This is a genomic window from Succinivibrio faecicola, assembly GCF_019448115.1.
Lineage (GTDB): Bacteria > Pseudomonadota > Gammaproteobacteria > Enterobacterales > Succinivibrionaceae > Succinivibrio > Succinivibrio faecicola.
On the sequence record NZ_JAGFNY010000018.1, the window covers coordinates 19,250 to 38,766 of the forward strand.

18 protein-coding genes and 1 riboswitch are annotated in these 19,517 nt (G+C 35.0%); of the genes, 4 read left to right on the forward strand and 14 right to left on the reverse strand.

Annotated elements, in window-relative coordinates; all coding sequences use genetic code 11:
- Window positions 1–5 precede the first annotated feature (5 nt).
- Window positions 6–920: a recombination-associated protein RdgC gene (locus tag J5V48_RS06055; protein WP_219937680.1), complete on the forward strand. Its 915-nt coding sequence runs from the start codon at window positions 6–8 to the stop codon at window positions 918–920.
- Entirely contained in the window at window positions 907–2,214 is a 1,308-nt protein-coding gene (locus J5V48_RS06060) for a U32 family peptidase C-terminal domain-containing protein (RefSeq protein ID WP_219937681.1), read from the forward strand. The genes J5V48_RS06055 and J5V48_RS06060 overlap by 14 nt, the downstream gene beginning before the upstream one ends.
- A gap of 136 nt (window positions 2,215–2,350) precedes the next feature.
- On the opposite strand, the gene J5V48_RS06065 is transcribed toward J5V48_RS06060, so the two are convergent.
- From J5V48_RS06065 to J5V48_RS06075, 3 genes are all read right to left on the reverse strand, one after another.
- The gene (locus tag J5V48_RS06065) at window positions 2,351–3,556 is read right to left on the reverse strand and encodes a GGDEF domain-containing protein (RefSeq protein WP_219937682.1); all 1,206 of its coding nucleotides are present in this window, start codon (window positions 3,554–3,556) and stop codon (window positions 2,351–2,353) included.
- Window positions 3,553–4,458: a GGDEF domain-containing protein gene (locus tag J5V48_RS06070; protein WP_219937683.1), complete on the reverse strand. Its 906-nt coding sequence runs from the start codon at window positions 4,456–4,458 to the stop codon at window positions 3,553–3,555. The genes J5V48_RS06065 and J5V48_RS06070 overlap by 4 nt, the downstream gene beginning before the upstream one ends.
- A 263-nt stretch (window positions 4,459–4,721) precedes the next feature.
- A complete protein-coding gene (locus J5V48_RS06075; protein WP_219937684.1) occupies window positions 4,722–5,363 on the reverse strand; it encodes a hypothetical protein in 642 nt (213 codons plus the stop codon).
- 230 nt (window positions 5,364–5,593) lie between these two features.
- Between J5V48_RS06075 and asnA the strand changes: the two genes are divergently transcribed.
- Window positions 5,594–6,634: an aspartate--ammonia ligase gene (asnA, locus tag J5V48_RS06080; RefSeq protein ID WP_219937685.1), complete on the forward strand. Its 1,041-nt coding sequence runs from the start codon at window positions 5,594–5,596 to the stop codon at window positions 6,632–6,634.
- A 34-nt stretch (window positions 6,635–6,668) separates the two neighbouring features.
- Here the strand turns inward: asnA and J5V48_RS06085 are convergent, their stop codons facing one another.
- The 3 genes from J5V48_RS06085 to J5V48_RS10020 are packed head-to-tail and all read right to left on the reverse strand — an operon-like array spanning window position 6,669 to window position 9,214.
- The gene (locus J5V48_RS06085) at window positions 6,669–7,136 is read right to left on the reverse strand and encodes a hypothetical protein (protein ID WP_219937686.1); all 468 of its coding nucleotides are present in this window, start codon (window positions 7,134–7,136) and stop codon (window positions 6,669–6,671) included.
- Window positions 7,137–7,157: 21 nt separating this feature from the next.
- Complete coding sequence (locus J5V48_RS06090; RefSeq protein WP_219937687.1) at window positions 7,158–7,781, reverse strand: L-threonylcarbamoyladenylate synthase; 624 nt, start codon at window positions 7,779–7,781, stop codon at window positions 7,158–7,160.
- Between the two features lie 47 nt (window positions 7,782–7,828).
- A complete protein-coding gene (locus tag J5V48_RS10020) occupies window positions 7,829–9,214 on the reverse strand; it encodes a DUF3322 domain-containing protein (RefSeq protein ID WP_219937688.1) in 1,386 nt (461 codons plus the stop codon).
- 362 nt (window positions 9,215–9,576) lie between these two features.
- Between J5V48_RS10020 and J5V48_RS06100 the strand changes: the two genes are divergently transcribed.
- Entirely contained in the window at window positions 9,577–11,379 is a 1,803-nt protein-coding gene (locus tag J5V48_RS06100) for an AAA family ATPase (protein ID WP_219937689.1), read from the forward strand.
- A 136-nt stretch (window positions 11,380–11,515) separates the two neighbouring features.
- On the opposite strand, the gene tadA is transcribed toward J5V48_RS06100, so the two are convergent.
- The 8 genes from tadA to J5V48_RS10025 all read right to left on the reverse strand — a co-directional run bounded on the left by tadA (window position 11,516) and on the right by J5V48_RS10025 (window position 19,448).
- The gene (gene tadA / locus J5V48_RS06105; RefSeq protein WP_219937690.1) at window positions 11,516–12,004 is read right to left on the reverse strand and encodes a tRNA adenosine(34) deaminase TadA; all 489 of its coding nucleotides are present in this window, start codon (window positions 12,002–12,004) and stop codon (window positions 11,516–11,518) included.
- Window positions 12,005–12,012: 8 nt separating this feature from the next.
- Window positions 12,013–12,387 carry a diacylglycerol kinase gene (locus J5V48_RS06110; RefSeq protein WP_219937691.1) on the reverse strand — a complete coding sequence of 125 codons (375 nt, stop codon included), beginning with the start codon at window positions 12,385–12,387 and terminating at the stop codon, window positions 12,013–12,015.
- A 26-nt stretch (window positions 12,388–12,413) separates the two neighbouring features.
- A complete protein-coding gene (gene thiH / locus J5V48_RS06115; RefSeq protein WP_219937692.1) occupies window positions 12,414–13,538 on the reverse strand; it encodes a 2-iminoacetate synthase ThiH in 1,125 nt (374 codons plus the stop codon).
- Window position 13,539: 1 nt separating this feature from the next.
- The gene (locus J5V48_RS06120) at window positions 13,540–14,322 is read right to left on the reverse strand and encodes a thiazole synthase (protein WP_219937693.1); all 783 of its coding nucleotides are present in this window, start codon (window positions 14,320–14,322) and stop codon (window positions 13,540–13,542) included.
- Between the two features lie 2 nt (window positions 14,323–14,324).
- Complete coding sequence (gene thiS / locus J5V48_RS06125) at window positions 14,325–14,528, reverse strand: sulfur carrier protein ThiS (RefSeq protein WP_219937694.1); 204 nt, start codon at window positions 14,526–14,528, stop codon at window positions 14,325–14,327.
- Window positions 14,519–16,012, reverse strand: a complete 1,494-nt coding sequence (gene thiE, locus J5V48_RS06130) for a thiamine phosphate synthase (RefSeq protein WP_219937695.1) — start codon at window positions 16,010–16,012, stop codon at window positions 14,519–14,521. Before thiE ends, thiS begins: the two co-directional genes overlap by 10 nt.
- Window positions 16,002–17,555, reverse strand: coding sequence for a phosphomethylpyrimidine synthase (thiC, locus tag J5V48_RS06135; RefSeq protein WP_219937696.1), 1,554 nt, complete (start codon window positions 17,553–17,555; stop codon window positions 16,002–16,004). The genes thiE and thiC overlap by 11 nt, the downstream gene beginning before the upstream one ends.
- A gap of 39 nt (window positions 17,556–17,594) precedes the next feature.
- Window positions 17,595–17,693, reverse strand: a riboswitch (TPP riboswitch).
- 63 nt (window positions 17,694–17,756) lie between these two features.
- Window positions 17,757–19,448, reverse strand: coding sequence for a methyl-accepting chemotaxis protein (locus J5V48_RS10025; protein ID WP_219937697.1), 1,692 nt, complete (start codon window positions 19,446–19,448; stop codon window positions 17,757–17,759).
- Window positions 19,449–19,517 lie beyond the last annotated feature (69 nt).

Below are 19,517 nucleotides of genomic sequence, written 5' to 3' on the forward strand. Positions count from 1 at the left end.
AATTTATGTGGTTTAAAAACATTAGATTCTATACCCTTGATTTAGGCGATACACTAAACATAATCAAGGACGAGGCAAAAGTAGAAGAGCTACTTGCAAAAACAGCTTTCAAGCCTTGTGAGGCTAACGAACAAAGCTCAATTGGATTTGCACCCATGTTCGGTTCAAATACACAATTTCACTTCTCAACAGGTAACAATCACTTTTTAAAACTTGTTGAAGAAACAAAACTGTTACCATCTCAGGTAGTAAAAACTCAGGTTGATGAACAGGTTGAGAAAAAAGAACTTGAACTTAAAAGAGTTCTTAACAAGCAGGAAATTGAAACTGTTAAGGCTGCTGTATCAAACTCTCTTTTATCAAAGGCTTTTGCAACAAGAAAAGAACTTCTAATCTGGTTTAATACTCAGGCAAACATTGTCGGTATCAGTGCAAGTTCAGCTAAACGTGCAGAAAGTGCCCTTGCAATGCTAAGAGAGGCATTCATGTCTTTTGGTGCTAAACTTCTTGCTCCAAAGTGCGTGGTGGAGGCAAGAATGACAACATGGATAAAAGAAAACAATCTGCCAGAGAAATTTGATTTTGGCTCTGAGGTTACATTAAAAAGCACAGATGATGATGGTGGCATAATCAGAGCTTCAAAAGAAGACTTAACAAGTCAGGAAATTGCAGTTCATCTTAATGCTGGAAAGAATGTTTATGAAATAGCACTCAACTATGATGAAGCTGTAACATTCTCTCTTACAAACGATCTTACAATCAAAAAGGTAAAGCCAACTGACATTTACCTTGAACACAACCTTCCAAACAAGGTTGAAGACGAGATAGCTGATGCTCAATCTCTACTCATATTACAAGGTGAAATCTTTACTGAACTTTGCAGTTATATAATGGAGATCTTTGACTGTGACAGAACTTAAAAAACCGGAGCTTTTAGCTCCAGCAGGCTCACTTGAACATCTGCATATGGCCCTAAACTATGGTGCTGATGCTGTATATGCCGGTGTGCCAAAATGGTCATTGAGAGTCCGTGGAAACGGCTTTATCAGAGAAGACTTCATAAAAGGTATTGAAGAGGCTCATTCACTTGGTAAAAAAGTTCATGCGGTTTTAAATATTATTCCTCATGTAAGAAGAGTGAAAGCCTTTGAAAAAGTTGTAGATGAAATGGCAGAACTTAAGCCTGATGCTTTCATCATGGCTGATCCTGGTCTTATCGACATTGTAAGAAACCGTTATCCTGATATTCCTATTCATCTGTCAGTTCAGGCTAATACAGTTAATGCAGGCTCTGTAAAATTCTGGCAGAAAGTCGGTCTTACAAGATGCATTCTTGCAAGAGAGCTATCATTAACAGAAATCGATATGATTAAACAAGAATGTCCTGACATGGAAATCGAGGTTTTCGCTCACGGTGCTCTTTGTATCGCTGTTTCAGGAAGATGTCTGATTTCAGGTCTGCTCTCTCACAGAGATGCAAACATTGGTGCTTGCAATAACTCATGCCGCTACGGTTTTAACGTAAGAAACGTTCATGCAGCAACATCCGATGACATGATTGCTTTTGACAAGGCAAATGACACTATCATCTGTGCTGATCTTGAAGAAAGCATGCATCACCCAGGAGAGTGGATGCACATGGAAGAAGATCTAAATGGTTCATATCTTATGAACTCAAAAGATTTGTGCACTCTACCTGTATTAAAGAAACTTATTGAAATAGGCGTTGATTCTTTAAAGATTGAAGGCCGCTCAAGATCACCATTCTATTCTGCTGCAATTTCTCGTGCATACAGACTTGCAATTGATGCAATTGTAAGAGGTGAGCAAATCCCTGATGAGAGTTACACAATTGTAAACTCAATTCCATCAAGAGGATATACTACTGCTCTGCTTGAGCCACATAGACCAGATCAGACTCAAGATTATGAAACAAACTCACCAAATCCAGGAACACTTCAGATCTGTGGTGAGATCCAGAGTCAGGATGAAGACGGTACTTTAAATATAGCTGTTAAGAACCGTTTTGAAAAAGGCTCAAAACTTGGAATTTTCACACCTTCAGGTATGCTGCCATTAAGTGCTGAGAATATGGTGGATGCAAAGAAGGGCAATGCTCTTGATGTAGCTCCTGGTACTGGATATTTTGTTAAGATCCCATATGATAAGAAAATTGATTTATCAACTTCTGTCATGCTGAGAATCGACAATTGATATCTTCATCCTGCTAAAGCAGGATGATTCCAACTTCAGAGCTAATTGTTTCGGTTGGCAAGAGATGCTCATCCTATGAGATCCACTCAGATGCAGTCTTAAAAAACAATCTTAAAAGCACTTCACTCAAGTGATTTTATTTCGTTAAACGAGAATAATCCTTTTTGCTTGAACGCTTATTCTCGTACATTAGTTTATCAGCTGCATCAATAAACTCCCGCACAGAGTTGAATCTTGAATCGAATCTTACGAATCCGGTTGATACTGAAAGCTCATATGGAGCGATAACAAGTTCACTTAAATCATTTACAGCTTTATCAATATAAGAACATACACTGATCGCTTTTTCTTCATCAGAGTTCCTTTTGATCAGAATAAATTCGTCGCCACCATATCTGCACAAGAAACAGTTGAATGTATCAGCTACGTACTTTAACAGTTTTGATATTTCAATAAGTACAACGTCACCTTCATTGTGACCAAAATTATCGTTTATATATTTAAATTTATTTAAATCAATAAACATCATGAAAGTGTTCTTTCTTTGAGACTCTGAAAGAGACATTAGACTATTCAGATATGATTTCAATTCATTTCTGTTATTCAATGTTGTCAGATCATCAATCGATATTCTCATATGCTGATGTAGTGTCATTAGATAAAAAAATGAAATTGCATATGCTACTGATACATAATTTGTATGAAGCAGAAGATTTGCAGGAGCTATTATAAAAGGCACTGATACTGTTAAATACAGTAGAATTCTGTCTATTAATGATACAGAAAAATCTGAAAATCTCTTTTTCAGATCAACCATGATTGACAGAAAATTGATTATTCCTAAAACAGAATAAAGACCAATGCTTCCAATTAACAATGAATAAAATCTTCCAGGAACAAAGTTTCCACCGAAAGTTAAGAACTGAATATATCCGTTAAAAGGTGATGTAATAATAAAGTAAGTTATTATGATAAATGGAAGTGATAGTAAAAACAGCTTAATATCTTTTGAGCGTATCGCATCCTTTCGTTTCTGATAAGTAATTACAAAGATAATATAAGATGTAAATACGGCCATAAAATTGTTCAAACATGTAAAAAATACAATAAGTTTAATAGACTGAACACATGGCAATTTCAAAGAAAGTTCTAGCATACAGTTACCTGCATGCATATATGTAACAACTCCTGTTGAAAAACACTGAACAAATACAATTGCTATGACAGATATGTATAGCTGTTTTGTTTTTTCCCCACTTTTCCAAAGATTAAAAGCAATCAGCAAAAATATACAAATACATAAAATATCTATCTGCAGTGAATATGAAATTAGCTGGTTCATTTTCTGACTGCTCCGCTATCACTGATTAAGCCTTGCTTTTTCATCTGCTTTTGCCTGTACATATTTCTATCAGCTGATTTAATGACATCAGAAATACTAGAATATGGTATGTTAAGCTGAGTTGTTCCTACAGAAAAATCAACTGTAAAATCTGAAAAATTTGATTTTGCCTTTTCATTGAGGCATTTTTTCATTCTCACTATCATAGCTTTCAAATCAGTCTGAGTAGGATGAGAAGAAACAATTACAAATTCATCACCACCGATTCTTGCTAAAAAGTTCTTTGAATTTACACTTATCTCTCGCATTGCCTCAGCAACTGTTCTTAAAGCAAGATCACCTGTTAGATGTCCATGGTTGTCATTGATGGATTTGAAATTATCAATATCAATATATGTAAGATACATATTAACTCTCAATGACTGGGAAGACATGATATATGAAAGATACCGCCTAAAACGGTTTCTGTTGTTAAGACCAGTCAGAGGATCGATAAATACCTTATCCTCATGAAGAGCTATATAGTACATCACTAAAGACAGAAGATATACGCATGTATAAAGATTATTATTAGAATATGCTGAATAGTACTGGGAAACTCCTATAAATAAGGTAAATATACCTAAAAAGAGAATCTCTTTTGCCTGTAGTGTTCTTGAATAACGCATGAAATTATATAAACAAGCTAAAAAGCCTACAGAAGCATAAAGGACTACAAAATAATAAAGCACAAAACTAAATCTGCTTGGGGATGGCTCTCCAAAAAGATTAAACTTAAAAAGTGCATAATTAAAAGGTGACATGAATGAGAGGACTGTAATAATGATTACTGGAGTAAAAAGCATTAAAACAGCACTTTTTTTTCTAATGATATTTTCAAAGCCAACCTTCTCGAGAACCATATACACCCAGCAATAAGACAAACAAATCCATACAGAAAAGTCCAGACTCTGCATAAAATAAAAAATTTCATAGTAATAAGAAAATGAAAAACAGCTATGGATCTGTCTTAATATGCATAAGAACATAAGAACATAACAACACCTTAAAAAAGCTCTGTTACGTCTGTCATGTTCTCTGAAAATTGATCTAACTATAATTAGAAGCAAAAAGAATATGAAAAAGTAGATCTCAAACTTCAATGAAAAATGCATGAGATCTCCCTTTATTTAAAGGCATTGATAAGTGCATCTGTTTTTTTCTGGTATGTATTCTTTTTAGTATTCTTTTTAGCATTCTTTTTCTTGTTTTTATCATCATCCCCTTGAGAAATCTCTGAAAAAGAAGCTGATAAAGACTTTTCATTCTCGTTATTGTCAGAACGCTTTGAATTCTCTAATGCTTCTTTCTTTGCTTTTATGATAGAAATCTTTTCATTTCCCTCATTTCGATGATAATTAACATTAGCTTCCTGTCTTAATCTAATCATGTTCTCATCAAGTTTTTCAGGATGCTTATTTGCCTCAAGTGCTTTTTTTTGTCTAGCCTTGGCCTTATCAATGAGCAGCTGCTCTCTTTCTTGGGAATTTTCGACTCTTTTTAGCTTTGAACGAGATTTATTTTCAGATAGAACTTCAAGAATAGACTCAGAAGCTAAAGTCTTGTCTTTTTCATCTATCTGTGTTTTTTGTTCAATTTGTAATGGAGAAACTTTATCTGTATGCAAGACCTTATTTTGTGCAGATATATTTTCACCATTCACAGTTTTCACATTTTGTGTGGGAACATCGATTTCTTCAGCAAATGAAGCATAGAATATGAAAGATAAAATTGTGCATCCCCACAAAGATAGTTTATTTATTATCATTGTATAGTCCTGTTTACAATCTTTGCTATAACAATTTTATGAAAGGTATGCGATTTTTTCAGTGATACAGCTTACAAAAAACAGGACAGAAAGCATTGCACTATTAATGTGCAGCTTTATATGATTATTTAGCCTTTTGTAAAGGATCAATCCTGTTTTTTTCATCATTTTGAAACATTAGTGTTATAAAATGATAGAATTCATAAAATCTGAATAATAAGGATTTACAAATGAGTAAAATAATCAAACCTATCGAGTCTTATAAACCTCTTCTTGATAAGATTCAGACTGAAAAGGGAATCAAACTAATCAAGGATTTCTTTCAGCAGAATCTTGCAACAGAAATGCGTCTTCGCCGAGTCACTGCTCCTTTATTTGTTTTAAAAGGTTTAGGTATCAATGACGATCTGAACGGTGTTGAAAGAGCAGTTTCTTTTCCTATTAAAGATCTGCAGGATCAAAGAGCTGAAGTTGTACACTCTCTTGCAAAATGGAAGCGTCTTACATTAGCAAATTTAGGTATCGAAAAAGGTTATGGTATCTACACTGATATGAATGCAATCAGAGCTGATGAAGAGCTTGACAACCTGCATTCTCTGTATGTTGATCAGTGGGACTGGGAAGCTGTCATTTCAAAGGAAGATCGTACAGTTTCATATTTAAAGAGTGTTGTCAGAAGAATCTATTCAGCTATTTTAAGAACTGAATATCTAGCATGTGAAAACTACCCTTGCTTAAAACCATTCCTGCCAGAAGAAATTCACTTCGTTCATGCACAGGAACTATTGGAAATGTATCCTGATAAGACTCCTAAGGAAAGAGAAGATCTTATCTGTAAGAAATACGGAGCAGTTTTCTTAATGGGCATCGGTGGTGCACTTTCTAATGGTGAAAAACATGACGGAAGAGCTCCTGATTATGATGACTGGTCAACCAAAAATGAAGAAGGATTTGAAGGTCTGAATGGTGATATTTTAATCTGGTATCCTATTTTAAATCGTTCATTTGAATTATCTTCAATGGGTATCCGTGTTGATATCGATGCTTTAAATAAGCAGCTTGCAATTGAAAACAAGGAAGAGAGAAAATCTTTATACTTCCATCAGAAGCTTTTAAACAACGAGCTGCCTTTATCAATTGGTGGTGGTATCGGCCAGAGCCGTCTGTGCATGGTTCTTTTACATAAAGCACACATCGGTGAAATTCAGGTAAGTATCTGGCCTGAGAACATGCGATTAGAGTGTGAAAAAATAAATATTCCACTTCTATAATGAAGTCAGTAAAAATCCGGCTAAAGCCGGATTTTTACTCTTCTTTTTTTGTTTCATCCTCATTTGATGAACCAAAACCATTCATAAATGATTCACTAAGCGTTTTTGTTTTGCTTTTAACTTTTGCTTTTTCTTTTAATTTCATCTCAAAAAGGGTCTTATTACCAGCTGTTCCCTTAATAGGATAATCCTCTAATAAATTTATACCTCTGTTTCTTGAAACATGTTCCTGATAAGCTTGTTTCATAGCATCTTCCTTTGGATTTTTGATTTTTCCAAGAGGTTTTACATTCACTCTGTAGCTCATTTCCTTCTGAGTTTTAGATAGCATAAGCTCAGTTCTTGCAGCATTGATAATAAGTTCTCTATCCTGATCTACCTTGAGAACAGTATTTGGCTTTGATAACTGCAATGGAGCTAAAAACACACCTAGGATGATCGCAATAACCATCGCTACCATGCAAATTCTTAACTGCAGTTCAAGGCGCTTTTTCTTTGTCACAAGGATATACTCAAAAAAATATTATTCAAATGGCTCAGTATTACCAGAGCCAACTCTTACTATAGATGGAACGCCATCCTCAAAAACGATAACCGTAGTTGGTGAGGTAGTAAGAACACCTCCATCTGCAATTAGATCTACAACAGATCCTATTCTGTCATTTATCTCAACAGGATCATTCTGAGCAATCTCATCACCAGGAAGTATCAAAGAACAGCTCATCAAAGGAGCATCAAGCTCTGCAATGATTGCATCAAGAATAGCATTTTTTGGAACTCTGATACCTATAGTCTTTCTTTTTTCATTCATCAGTCTTTTTGGAACAATCTTTGTTGCAGGCAGAATGAAAGTATAAGCTCCTGGTGTATTGTTCTTTAACAGTCTGAATACAGAGTTATCAACTCTTGCATATTCTGAGATTTCTGATAAATCTCTACATAAAAGAGTAAAGTTATGATGTTTGTCTACCTGTCGGATCCTAGCTATACGCTCAACAGCATTTTTGTTTTCTAGTTTACAGCAAAGAGCATAGGCTGAATCTGTTGGCAGTACAGCAACACCGCCGTCATTGATGATAGAACAAATCTGAGAAATAAAACGTTTTTGTGGGTTATCTGGGTGAACTGTAATATATTGTGCTGTCATTTTATATTCTTCCTAAAACGAGGGCACCTTAAGGTGCCCATCATCATTTAAGGTATCTGAGCTGAATTATCCGGTTGTTCGGTTTTCTCATCAGCTTCTGATTCTGTTTTTTCAACAGTGGTATCATTCGCTGCACTCATGGACTCATACTCTTTTACTGATTCTTTTTCACTGTTACTATTCACATAAGAATTTTCTGAAAATTCATTATTGTTTCTGGTAGTAACAACAGCATCAGCCTTTCTGTCTGATACAAATGCTTCAACATCAGTAACAATATCCATAAGCTTGAAGATCTGCTCTAGAGGAATTCTCTCTAAAGGAAGCTTTGCTCGTCTGCCAAAAACACCAGCAGCTAACATATTGTAAAGCATAGATTCCTGATCAGTTAAAGCCATTGATGAATTGAGCTCTTCGATTTCAATATCGTCAAATGACCATAAATCTTTAGCAGAAACAAAGATATCCTTGTTTAAAGTCAGAGATTTTGTATTTGGCAGATAAACACGGATATTATTGATAATTGCAAAAGATCTCATCTCAATACCAGACAGATAAGCGCACTGAGCATGAGCAACCCATGAAATCTTGCAAATCTCTGATAATTTTGATGGAAGAACAATTATTACAACACCTGGAATATCTGGAATAGACAATGCTGTTGCCAGATCATCAACGAAATAAACTTTTCTTGGTTTTATATCAAGTTTAGCCAGATCTTTTACAGTAATACCAAGGTCACGAAGTCCGCCTACCTTTGATCTTAGAACATTATCAAGTAAAACTACTCTAACTGTCTGAGGTGGAGGTAGTAAGCCTAACTGCAGAAGATCTTTTCTTACAGGATTTAAATCAAGATAATCACGAAGGAAATTGAGGATAAGGAATCTGTGAGATTCAAACCACAAAGTATCTATACCACGTACAGGGATCTGACGGATAAATGAATTTGAATTCTTATGAGAACATAACCATTTGCAGACCTGAACAAATCGCATGAAATCAATGTCATCTAAAGATGTCAGATAATGAATATTCTCAACACCAGCATCAATTAGATCAGGTAATTCATGCTGCAAGGCTTTTAGTCTGGATTCAGCTGAATGAAATTCGACAAGGTGTCCAGCCCATGTTGCAATATCATCGATTTTTTCAAAAACCAGATGAATTGGCACTTCGATAGTACCGATATCAGGATAGGTTTTCTCAATAAAATCAACTTTTCCTGCTGTGATTTCCTTATGCCAGTCTGCACAGAATTTTATGAATTCATCCTTATTTGCAACAACATCCTCATCACGTGTAGGAGCACCTAAATAGATACGAACTGCATCTGCAGGCTTATTGTTTTTGATTGAATCACTGATCCATGCAATTACTTTACTTTTGTAGAGTGCATTAATTTCTGCACGAATACTGTTGCGGGTCTTCACTTAATAGCTCCTTAAAGCATTCATATATAGTAGTTGTTATAATAAAATCATTAAATGAATATGTATATCAACAAGTTATTATTTTTGAACTTAATACACAAAAATAATAGTCCATTTTGGCTAGATTTCCAAAAATAACTACAAACAGCACAATTAATTATCGCTTTTTTATTATTTGTCACGATTTATAATGTGCACTGCTAAGTATAAAGATATAGTTATAAGTTAAAAAGGATTTAATTTGTCTTATCCTAAGATTGACAATAATAGACACGATTTCAAATATAATCTACTGCTATCATTTGAATTAACAGTAAATTCAGCTAAACTACATATAGTTACTATATATTCTGGATATAAAAATGACTGAAAAGACATTCAAACCATTGCCACTTGGCAATGAGGACTTTGCATATATCATTCAAAATGGTGGTTATTATATTGATAAGACCTCTTATATAAAAAAAGTCTTTACCAATCTCTCTCCTGTGATCCTTTTTACAAGACCAAGACGCTTTGGTAAAACACTGCTTATGGATATGTTTGCCACATATTTAACTATTGGCAAAGATGGCAGTGATAACAGAGAATACAAAGAAAAACTCTTTGAAGGTCTTGAGATTCTAAAAGACAAAGAATTTACAGATAAATACTTAGGACAGTTTCCTGTAATAAGTTTTTCTCTAAAAGGAGTTTTTGGTAAGGATTATAATGCAGCATACGAAGCATTAGCATTTACTCTGTCAAATTTGTTTAAAGACTTTCTTTTTTTAAATGACAGCGAAAAACTATTAGATTCAGAAAAAGAAAGTTTAAAATTACTACAGGACTTCAATTATTTAAGTACCCCTAAAGCTGAAAAATATATAGTAAGCTCATTAGAATTCCTATCAAGCTGTTTATACAAACACTTTTCAAAAAAGGTAATTATCCTGATTGATGAGTATGATGTACCTTTAGCAAAAGCATCAGAGAATGGTTATCACAAAGAAATGGTGACATTGATGAGCTTATTTTTCAATGTAATGAAAAAGTCATCAACATTAGTATCAGATAATGTGTATCCAATTGAAAAGATAGTTCTTACAGGATGTCTTAAGGTTGCAAAAAACAGCATTTTTACAGGAGTGAACAACATCACTGTAAATACTGTGCTTTCAGAGGACTATGATTTTGATTCAATCATAGGCTTTACAAAAGAAGAGACTCTAAAGCTTTTAAAAGACTATGAGCTTGAAGAGTATGCAACGCTGGTTAAAGAAAACTATGATGGATACAGATTCAATGAAAAAGAGATGTTCTGTCCATGGGATGTTGTCAACTTTATAGCAGAATCATTAGATAAGATTAGCTCAGGAAAAACAATATTACCTGGAAACTACTGGATAAACTCAACCTCAAGTAATGCATTATTATCATATGTAGGATATCTGACTGATAAGGCAACAGACAAGATGCAGGCACTGATGGATGGTTTGAGTATTGAAACCTATATCAATGATTCAATGAATTATGACACCTTATCAGAACATGAACAGATAGATTTCTTCTCCCTTCTTTTGCATACAGGATATCTGACATCTGATGGTTATAGAGTTGTAAATGAAGAGAATGGTGAGATTATCTATTCTCTTAAAATTCCAAACAGAGAAATCAGAAAGTGTTTTGAGGTAAATATACTAAAGCATTTTAAAGAATCATCAACTAAAGGTGAGAATAAGGCTATGCTTATAGCTAAAGCTCTGTTTGAAGGTGATTGTGAAACAGCAAAAATCAATTTAAAAAAGCTACTTAAAGGATATGTATCTGTAAGAGATTTTGCAACAAAGGCAAAGAAAGAGAACTTCTATCATGGATTCTTATCAGGTGTGTTCACAAACTGTTCTGATAGCATAAGTGATTACCAGTCAAACAGTGAATCTGGTGATGGTTATGCTGATATCGTCTTTAAAAACGCTGATGAAAATAAAGCTGTAGTTATAGAAATAAAATCATCAGCAAGTGATGATGACTTTTTACAAGATACAAAAGTAGCTTTAGATCAGATAGAGAAAAATAAATATTATGAACCTTTTCTTAAGAAGGTTAATATTAAAACAATCTACTGCTATGCAATCTGTTTCTATAAGAAAGACTGCTATATAGAAGTGAAAAAGGTTAAATAATCAGACAGTTTGTGTATTTATTTAAAAAGCAAAAGATCTGACAATTATTACAGATATGAACTTTGCATGATTTAGTTATTTGCAAAACAATTTGCTGTATCAGAATGATTTTACAAAGTTTTTGAATTTTACTGTCTTAAGAAGAATATAAAAGTTTAGCATTTTTCTTTTCAAGTCTTCGTCTTTTAAAAAACGAAGAAAGTATCTGTGCACATTCATTTTCAAGTATTCCTCCCTTTACATTTAAATGATGATTATGTCTTATATCATCTGATAAAGAGAACACTGATGAACATGCACCAGTTTTCTTATCATAAGCACCAAAATATACATTCTTTATTCTTGAATGAATAAGAGCACCAACGCACATACAGCATGGCTCTAATGTCACATAAATTGAAAGGTCAACCAATCTGTAGTTAGACAATTTTATACCAGCTTTTCTTAATGCAACAATTTCAGCATGAGCGCTAGGATCATGATCAGTTATGGTTCTGTTAAAGCCTTCTGCGACGATATTAAAATTATCATCAACAATTACTGCTCCAACAGGAACCTCACCTAATTTTTCAGCTTCAAGGGCAAGTTCAATTGCCCTATTCATAATTAGCTCGTTATTATCCATGAAGTCAATCAGAAATAATAATTCTCAATAATTATCGCTGTCCATGTAAACAATGTCAGAATAAGCATAACAAATACAGCTGCTGAACCTAAATCTTTTGCTCTGCCTGATAATTCATGAAATTCAGGACCGATTCTGTCAACTACAGCTTCAATTCCTGAGTTTAATAACTCAACGCAGACTGTAAGCCATGGCATAACAATCAGCAAAATAAGCTGTGTTACTGAACCATAGATAAAAGCAGATGTAATTGTCAGAATTATAGCAAGTAAAAATTCCTGTCTGATTGCAGCCTCATTTATAAGACCAGCTTTGAATCCTTTCATTGAATATTTTGCAGCATTAACGATTCTTGTTAAGCCTTTTTTCTGAACCTTTGCCATATGAACTCCTGTTTTTTACAAAGGCATTATACACATTTGAAATAAGTTGCAGAAGCATTATGGAAAACAGCTTCAAATCCTGATTTTTCCATTGCGGCAACAACTTCATCTACAGTTCGATCATCATTTACAGTCCACTGCTCAAGATTCTTACCTTTGTGTGCATAACCACCAGGCTCTGTAGAAGAGCCTGCTGAAACTGCTGTAATGCCTGCAGGTAAAATCAGATCTCTAAACTGAGCAGATTCTCTTGTTGAAATAGTAAGATCAAGCTCATTATCAAAAATACGCCATGCGCAAATAATCTGAAGAAGTTTTGCATCTGATACAGGAGAATGAGGCTCATAACCACCTGCTGCAGGACGTAGTCTTGGGAAACTAATTGACAGTGATGTTTTCCAATATCTGTCTCTCATATAAAGAACATGCATAGCAAGAGAACACAGATCTGATCGCCAGTCATACAGACCTAAAAGAGCACCTAAACCAACCTTGTCTATACCAGCCATACCAAGTCTGTCAGGTGTTTCTAGGCGATACTTCATATCAGCTTTCTTTCCACCTAAATGAACTTTCTTATAACAATCAGGATTATATGTTTCCTGATATACAGACACAGCATCAAGACCTAAAGATTTTAATAATGCATATTCCTCTGTTTCAAGAGGCTGAACTTCCATCTGAAGGTAGTTTGCATATTTTTTTGCCAAAGGAAGAACTGATGCAAAATAATCAATACCAGCTCTCTTTGAATTTTCACCAGATACAAGAAGGATATTTGAATATCCCATCTTGTTCATAGCCTGTAACTCCTCTTCTATCTCATCTAGGGTAAGAACAACCCTTTTAAATTTGTTCATAACACTAAAACCACAGTAGGCACATTTGTTTGAACAAAGATTTGTAAGATATAAAGGCAGATACATATTCATGCAGCGTCCAAAACGCTTTCTTGTAAGCTGCATGGATTTTCTTACCATAACATCAAGATAATTCTTTCTTGCTCTTTCTGAAATTAAAGCAGCAAAATCATCAAGATCTAGAGGTGAATTCTTGCAAAGAGCCTTTTCTATATCAGCATCAGTTTTTGATTCTACAAGTTTTATAAAACTGTCTGTATCAACTTTTGAAATTACATCAAAAAAGCTCATATTACTTCATTGCCTCTTTTAAAAAGGCCTCCATAGGAGATGTTGCTACAGCTGAACTTGATTTTGCAGCTAAACCTGCCTCATATGCAAGTCGACCTGCAAGTTGTGCATACTTGAATGCCTCACTCATTTTTACTACATCAGCAGAAGCTGCAATTGCAGTATTTACCATTACAGCACTAGCGCCCATTTCAAGAGCTTTTGCACAATCTGATGGTGCTCCAATACCTGCATCCACAATTACAGGGACATGTGCATTTGCAATAATAATTTCAAGCATTGATTCTGTTTTAAGTCCCTGCGCAGAGCCTATTGGTGAGCCAAGAGGCATTACAGCGCTACAGCCGATTTCCTCAAGTAATCTTGCAAGCACTGGATCTGCCTGAATATATGGAAAAACCTTAAAGCCATCTTTTACTAACTCTTCACATGCTTTAAGAGTCTGAACAGGATCTGGAAGAAGATATCTTACATCAGGATGGATCTCAACTTTCACCCAGTCAGTACCTAGAGCCTCTCTTGCAAGCTTTGCTGCAAAAACAGCCTCTTTAGCAGTTTTGGCACCTGAAGTATTAGGCATGAGAGTAATACCAAGATCTGTTAAAGGCTTTACAATTTCATCTGTATGATTGGTACTGTCTACTCTTTTGATAGCCATAGTTGCAATCTGTGCACCTGAGGCTTTAGCTGAAGCAGTTAGAGCTTCACCTGAGGCGTACTTACCTGTACCAATAATAAGTCTACTGTCAAATTCTTTACCTGCTAATATAAGTTTATCAGCCATTTTTAACCTCCACAGACCATATTAAAAACATCCAGGCTGTCATTATCCTTTAAAACAGTCTTTTCAAAATCAGCTTTTCTGACAATCTCACCATTCAAGGCTACTGCAACACCTTCTTTTAAAAGGTCATGATCTTTTAAAAAGGCACTGATAGTGGTCTTTTCCTTAATATTTTCCTTTTTTGACTGATTGAATATTATTTCCATGAACTCTCACCTCCATCAGAGCAGATTTCAAGCCACTGTTTTACAGTTGAATCTACATCATCTGCCTTTGTAATACCTGTTATAAGAGCAACGCTTCCAACTCCAGTTTGAACAACTGATTTAACGTTATCAAGTTTGATTCCTCCGATGGCAACGGTTGAAAACGCGCTCTTTAAAATTCTCATCAGAAGATTTAACTTATAAACTCCCTGAGGTTTTGATGGCATAATTTTTGACTGAGTTTCAAAAATATGTCCAAGAGCAATATAGGATGGTTTTAAGGATACAGCTTTTAATGTTTCATAAGCGCCATGAGTTGAAACACCAAGTCTAAGTCCTGATTTTCTTATTTTTTCAACATCAGCCTTTAAAAGATCCTCCATTCCAAGATGTACACCATAGGCACCAGCCTTTATTGCAAGCTCATAATGATCATCAATAAAAAGACGGACATTTTTCTGTTTGCAAAACTCAACTGATTTTTGAATCTGCAAATAAAGATCATCCCTTTGCTTATCCTTGATTCTAAGCTGAATTGTCTTTACTCCAAGATTTACAAGTCTTTCAATCCACTCATAAGAATCAACAACAGGATAAAGTCCCATTTTTAATGGACATGGAGCAAAACTCTCTTTTGAAACAGGAAAACCTTGCTGTAAAACATAAGGCATATCCTTCAAATCAAGATTAAGTCCATGATGACCAAAAGGAGCCCTTACAAGATTTTCAGATGCTAAATCAGGCTCTCTTACACCTTTTGTTGTATATGCATTGGCAATAACTGCAGCATCATGCAAGGCAAAGTTCTTAGCAAGAAGTGCAGCAAGTGCAGATGAAAGAGCGCAGCCTCCTCCATGAACACCTGCTTTTGATGTTCTCTTCTGCCTTAAAACAAATGTGAATTCATCTGATTGAAAATAATCAGAGCAGAACTCATCATCTGAAGAATGACCACCTTTTATGATTACAGATTTTGCACCATATGATCTGAAAAGACTTGATGCTGATTGAATATCATCATCTGTTTTAATCTTTGAATCTGACAGATATTCAGCCTCGTAAAGATTTGGGGTAAATATATCAACATAAGGCAGAAACTTTTTGAGTACTGACTTTATATCAGCTGTATTTAATGAACCTTTAGTTCCTTTTAATATCGGATCAAAAACCACCTTCACACCTTTTAACTGTGTAGATAGTTTTTCAATAAGATAATCTATAAAGTTAAGATCTGATACTAAAGAAATCTTTACAGCCTTAATATCCCTATTGTCAGATACAAGAACATCAAGTGTGTCTTTAAACATGTCAAAATCAACACTTTTTGCCTTATAAATTCTGTCAAAAGACTGAGCTGTAAGAGTTGTCACGCAGTTTAAAGGATAACACTCAAAATCCCTTATTGTTATACAGTCAGAGACTAGACCTGCACCTGAAGAACTGTCAAGTCCTGCTATGATAAGAACCTTCTCATTACTGTTCATTGTATGCAGCCTTGAGTTTTTTATTTAATCTTATAGGACAGAATCTTGGGCCGCACATTGAACAGAAAGCCACATCATGCTTTTTAGAGCATTCATCTCCCATCTGTTTTGCCCATACTGAATAAGCATGTTCAGGATCAAGGCTTAATGCAAACTGGTCAAACCATCTAAAATCAGCTCTTGCCATTGCCATTGCATCATCACGTAACTGTGCACCTTTTAGGCCTTTTGCAAGATCTGCTGCATGAGCTGCAAGTTTGTAGGTAATAAGACCATCTTTAACATCTATCTCCTCTGGCAGTGCTAAATGCTCTGATGGTGTTACATAGCACAGCATTGCTGTACCGTAGGATGCGATCATAGAACCACCGATTGCAGATGTAATGTGATCATAACCTGGAGCAATATCAGTCACTAAAGGTCCTAATGTATAGAAAGGAGCTCTGTTACAGAATTTTTCCTGAAGGGCCAGGTTTTCATAAACCTTATTCATATTCACATGACCTGGACCTTCAATAAAACACTGCACTCCAGCGTCAAAACATCTTTTTGCAAGTTCGCCTATATATTCAAGCTCTCCATATTGAGCCTTGTCACAAGCATCTGCAATACAGCCAGGGCGAAGACCGTCACCTAAGGATAAGGCAACATCATAGTCATGACAGATTTCAAGGAGCTCGTCAAAATGTTCAAAAGCCATATTCTCGCACTGCTGTCTTAACATGGCTGATGCCATGATAGAACCGCCTCGAGAGACAATACCAAGTTTGCGTTTTGCAGCATATGGCAGTAAATCAGATTTTAATCCTGCATGAATTGTAAAGTAATCAACACCTGCTCTTGCCTGATCAATTACTGTCTGTCTGAACATGTCAAAGTTTAAAAGAGAGATGTCGCCATGTGCTCTATCAAGAGCCTCATATACAGGAACTGTTCCTATAGGTACAGGGGATGCATGAATAATTGCAGATCTTAACTGCTGAAGATTATCGATACCTGTTGACAGATCCATTACAGTATCAGCACCGTATTTTAAGGCAAGCTTAAGTTTTTTTATTTCCTCATCAAAATTTGATGACATTGAAGAAGCACCGATATTAGCATTGATTTTTACAGAGAATCTTCTGCCGATAATCATGCTCTCACACTCTTCATGATTCACATTGCATGGAATAACAGCCTCACCTTTAACAATTTCCTCAAGTACAGTCTCATCCTTGAAGTTTCTGTTCAAATCATTTGAATATGATTCTCTTATGGAAACATATTTCATATGCTTGGTGATTTCACCTTCTTTTGCTCTTTCTAAAAGTGTTTTCTTAACCTTTTTAGCTTTACCATCCTGCACATAAGGAGCATAGTCAAGGCTTACCTGTCTTAGCTTATTATTCTCACAAATACCTTCAACTGTAGATGTTAAAAGACTTGATGAATCAGATAGATTTATTTTGTTGAAAGGAACCTGAATATCGTTTGAATCACCTTTTATGATTACTTTTTCAATATCAGGTGTGAATACATTATTGATAACTTGATGAGCCATATCGGCATACCCTTTTTTTAGATAAAAAAACAAAAGCTGCCGAAGAAATACCTTGTTGCCTACGCTAGTATTAACTAGATCAGGTCTTAACGGATTTTGCAGATGCAATCTCAGCCAATGGCACTCCGACAAGCTACTTAAAGATTATACTACTAAAAAACTGTTTTTAAGATCCTCTATAAATTTATTTTCGAAAAAGAATTATTCAAGTTTAAACTTTTCAAGTTCTCGTTTCTGCTCTGTTGCCAGATCTTTTTGACGATTTGCAAGATCAGTATTTGAATTCATCATTCGTTCAACATCTGCTGCAATTGACATAATCTCATTGGTACTTTCTAGAATTTCAGATGCAACTGAACTTTGTTTTTCAGATGCCAGTGAAATATTAGAAATCATAGAATTTATATTATTTGTTATCTCAACAATCGATGCTAGAACCTCTTTAGTCTGAGAAGCTGCATTTATGCTCTCTCTTGCCTTTAGCTGAGATCCTGATACGAACTCTTCAAGTTCTTTTGCCTTTGTCTGAATATCTGAGATAACAGATGTAATCTCAATTGTTGAACTCTGTGTTTTTGTAGCTAGAGAGCGAACTTCATCAGCTACAACAGCAAAGCCCTTACCAGCCTCACCAGCTCTAGCTGCTTCAATAGCTGCATTCAGAGCTAAAAGATTAGTCTGCTCAGAAATTGATGAAATCACATTCAAAATAAGTTCAATTTTTACTATTGCTTCCTTTAGTGTTTCAATCTTACTTACAGCTGTATCAATATCATTTGCCATATGTGTAAATGATTCAACCATATTGACAACCTGTCTTTGACCTTCTTCAGTTGTATCTGCTGCAGTATGAGTAGACTCTGCTGCATTTTCTGCATGTTTTGCAACCTCGCTTGAAGCTTCTGATAGATCTTTAATTGCATCTGCAAGCATTCTTGATTTAGACATCTGTGCATCTAATGACAATTTTGCTTTTTCAGCACAATTTTGTGAATCAACAGAACTTGTATACAGCTCTTTTGATATAAGAAGATTCTTCTTTACCAAGGAATTTAAAGAAATCATGAATTTATTGAATCCATGTGCTATATAGCTTATCTCATCTCTTGAGGAGTGTGTGATTCTGTATGACAGATCTGAGCCAAGAGATGCAATCTGTCTTGTTATAAGGACAAATGGATTGAATAGTTTTATTACGAAAACCACACCTAAAGCACTCAGAATCAACAGGCATATAAAACCAGTAATAAAAATACTTGCCTGTATATGACCTACAGTATCTGTAATAACTGATTGTTTAACCTCAAGAACAAGGATCCAGTTTACTGACGGAATAAGCTTGCTTACAGCAAAATAGTTTTCTGCTCCTCTTTTATAATCAACAGGTGCGTTAGACTGTCCACTTAAAAGATATTTTTGAATACTCTCATCATCGCAGATTTTAATCTGGTCTTTATTTCTTGCACCTAATGCTATTTTGCCTTGAGAATTAACAAGATAAAGATGCTGAATATCCTGTTTGTTAAATTCATTAAGTTTTTCTGACAATACATCTAATGACAGACCTACACCTGTCACAGCAAGATCTTTGTTACCTTCTCTAATCTTATAGTTAACAAAAACAGATAATGCATTGTTTCTTCTCTCATCCGTATCAAGATTATAAAGATATTCCTCTTTAGCCCCCATTACATCAAAAAACCAGTTATCCTTAGGATCACCAATTTTCAGAACTTTTATGAGTCTGTCAAAACCAAAGTATTTTAAAGATTTTGAACTTGCAAAAAAGGCTGCTGTCGTATTGTGAGCATTCTTTACAGATGTAAGATAGCTTACTATGTAGGCATCATCACTCTGATCTGTTTTCAGCCACTTGATAAGATTGATTGTCACAGCCCACTGAAAAAGATCTGATTTAGCTCAGTCAGTTTTGACTAAAAGTCAGCTCAATCATTTTGGATT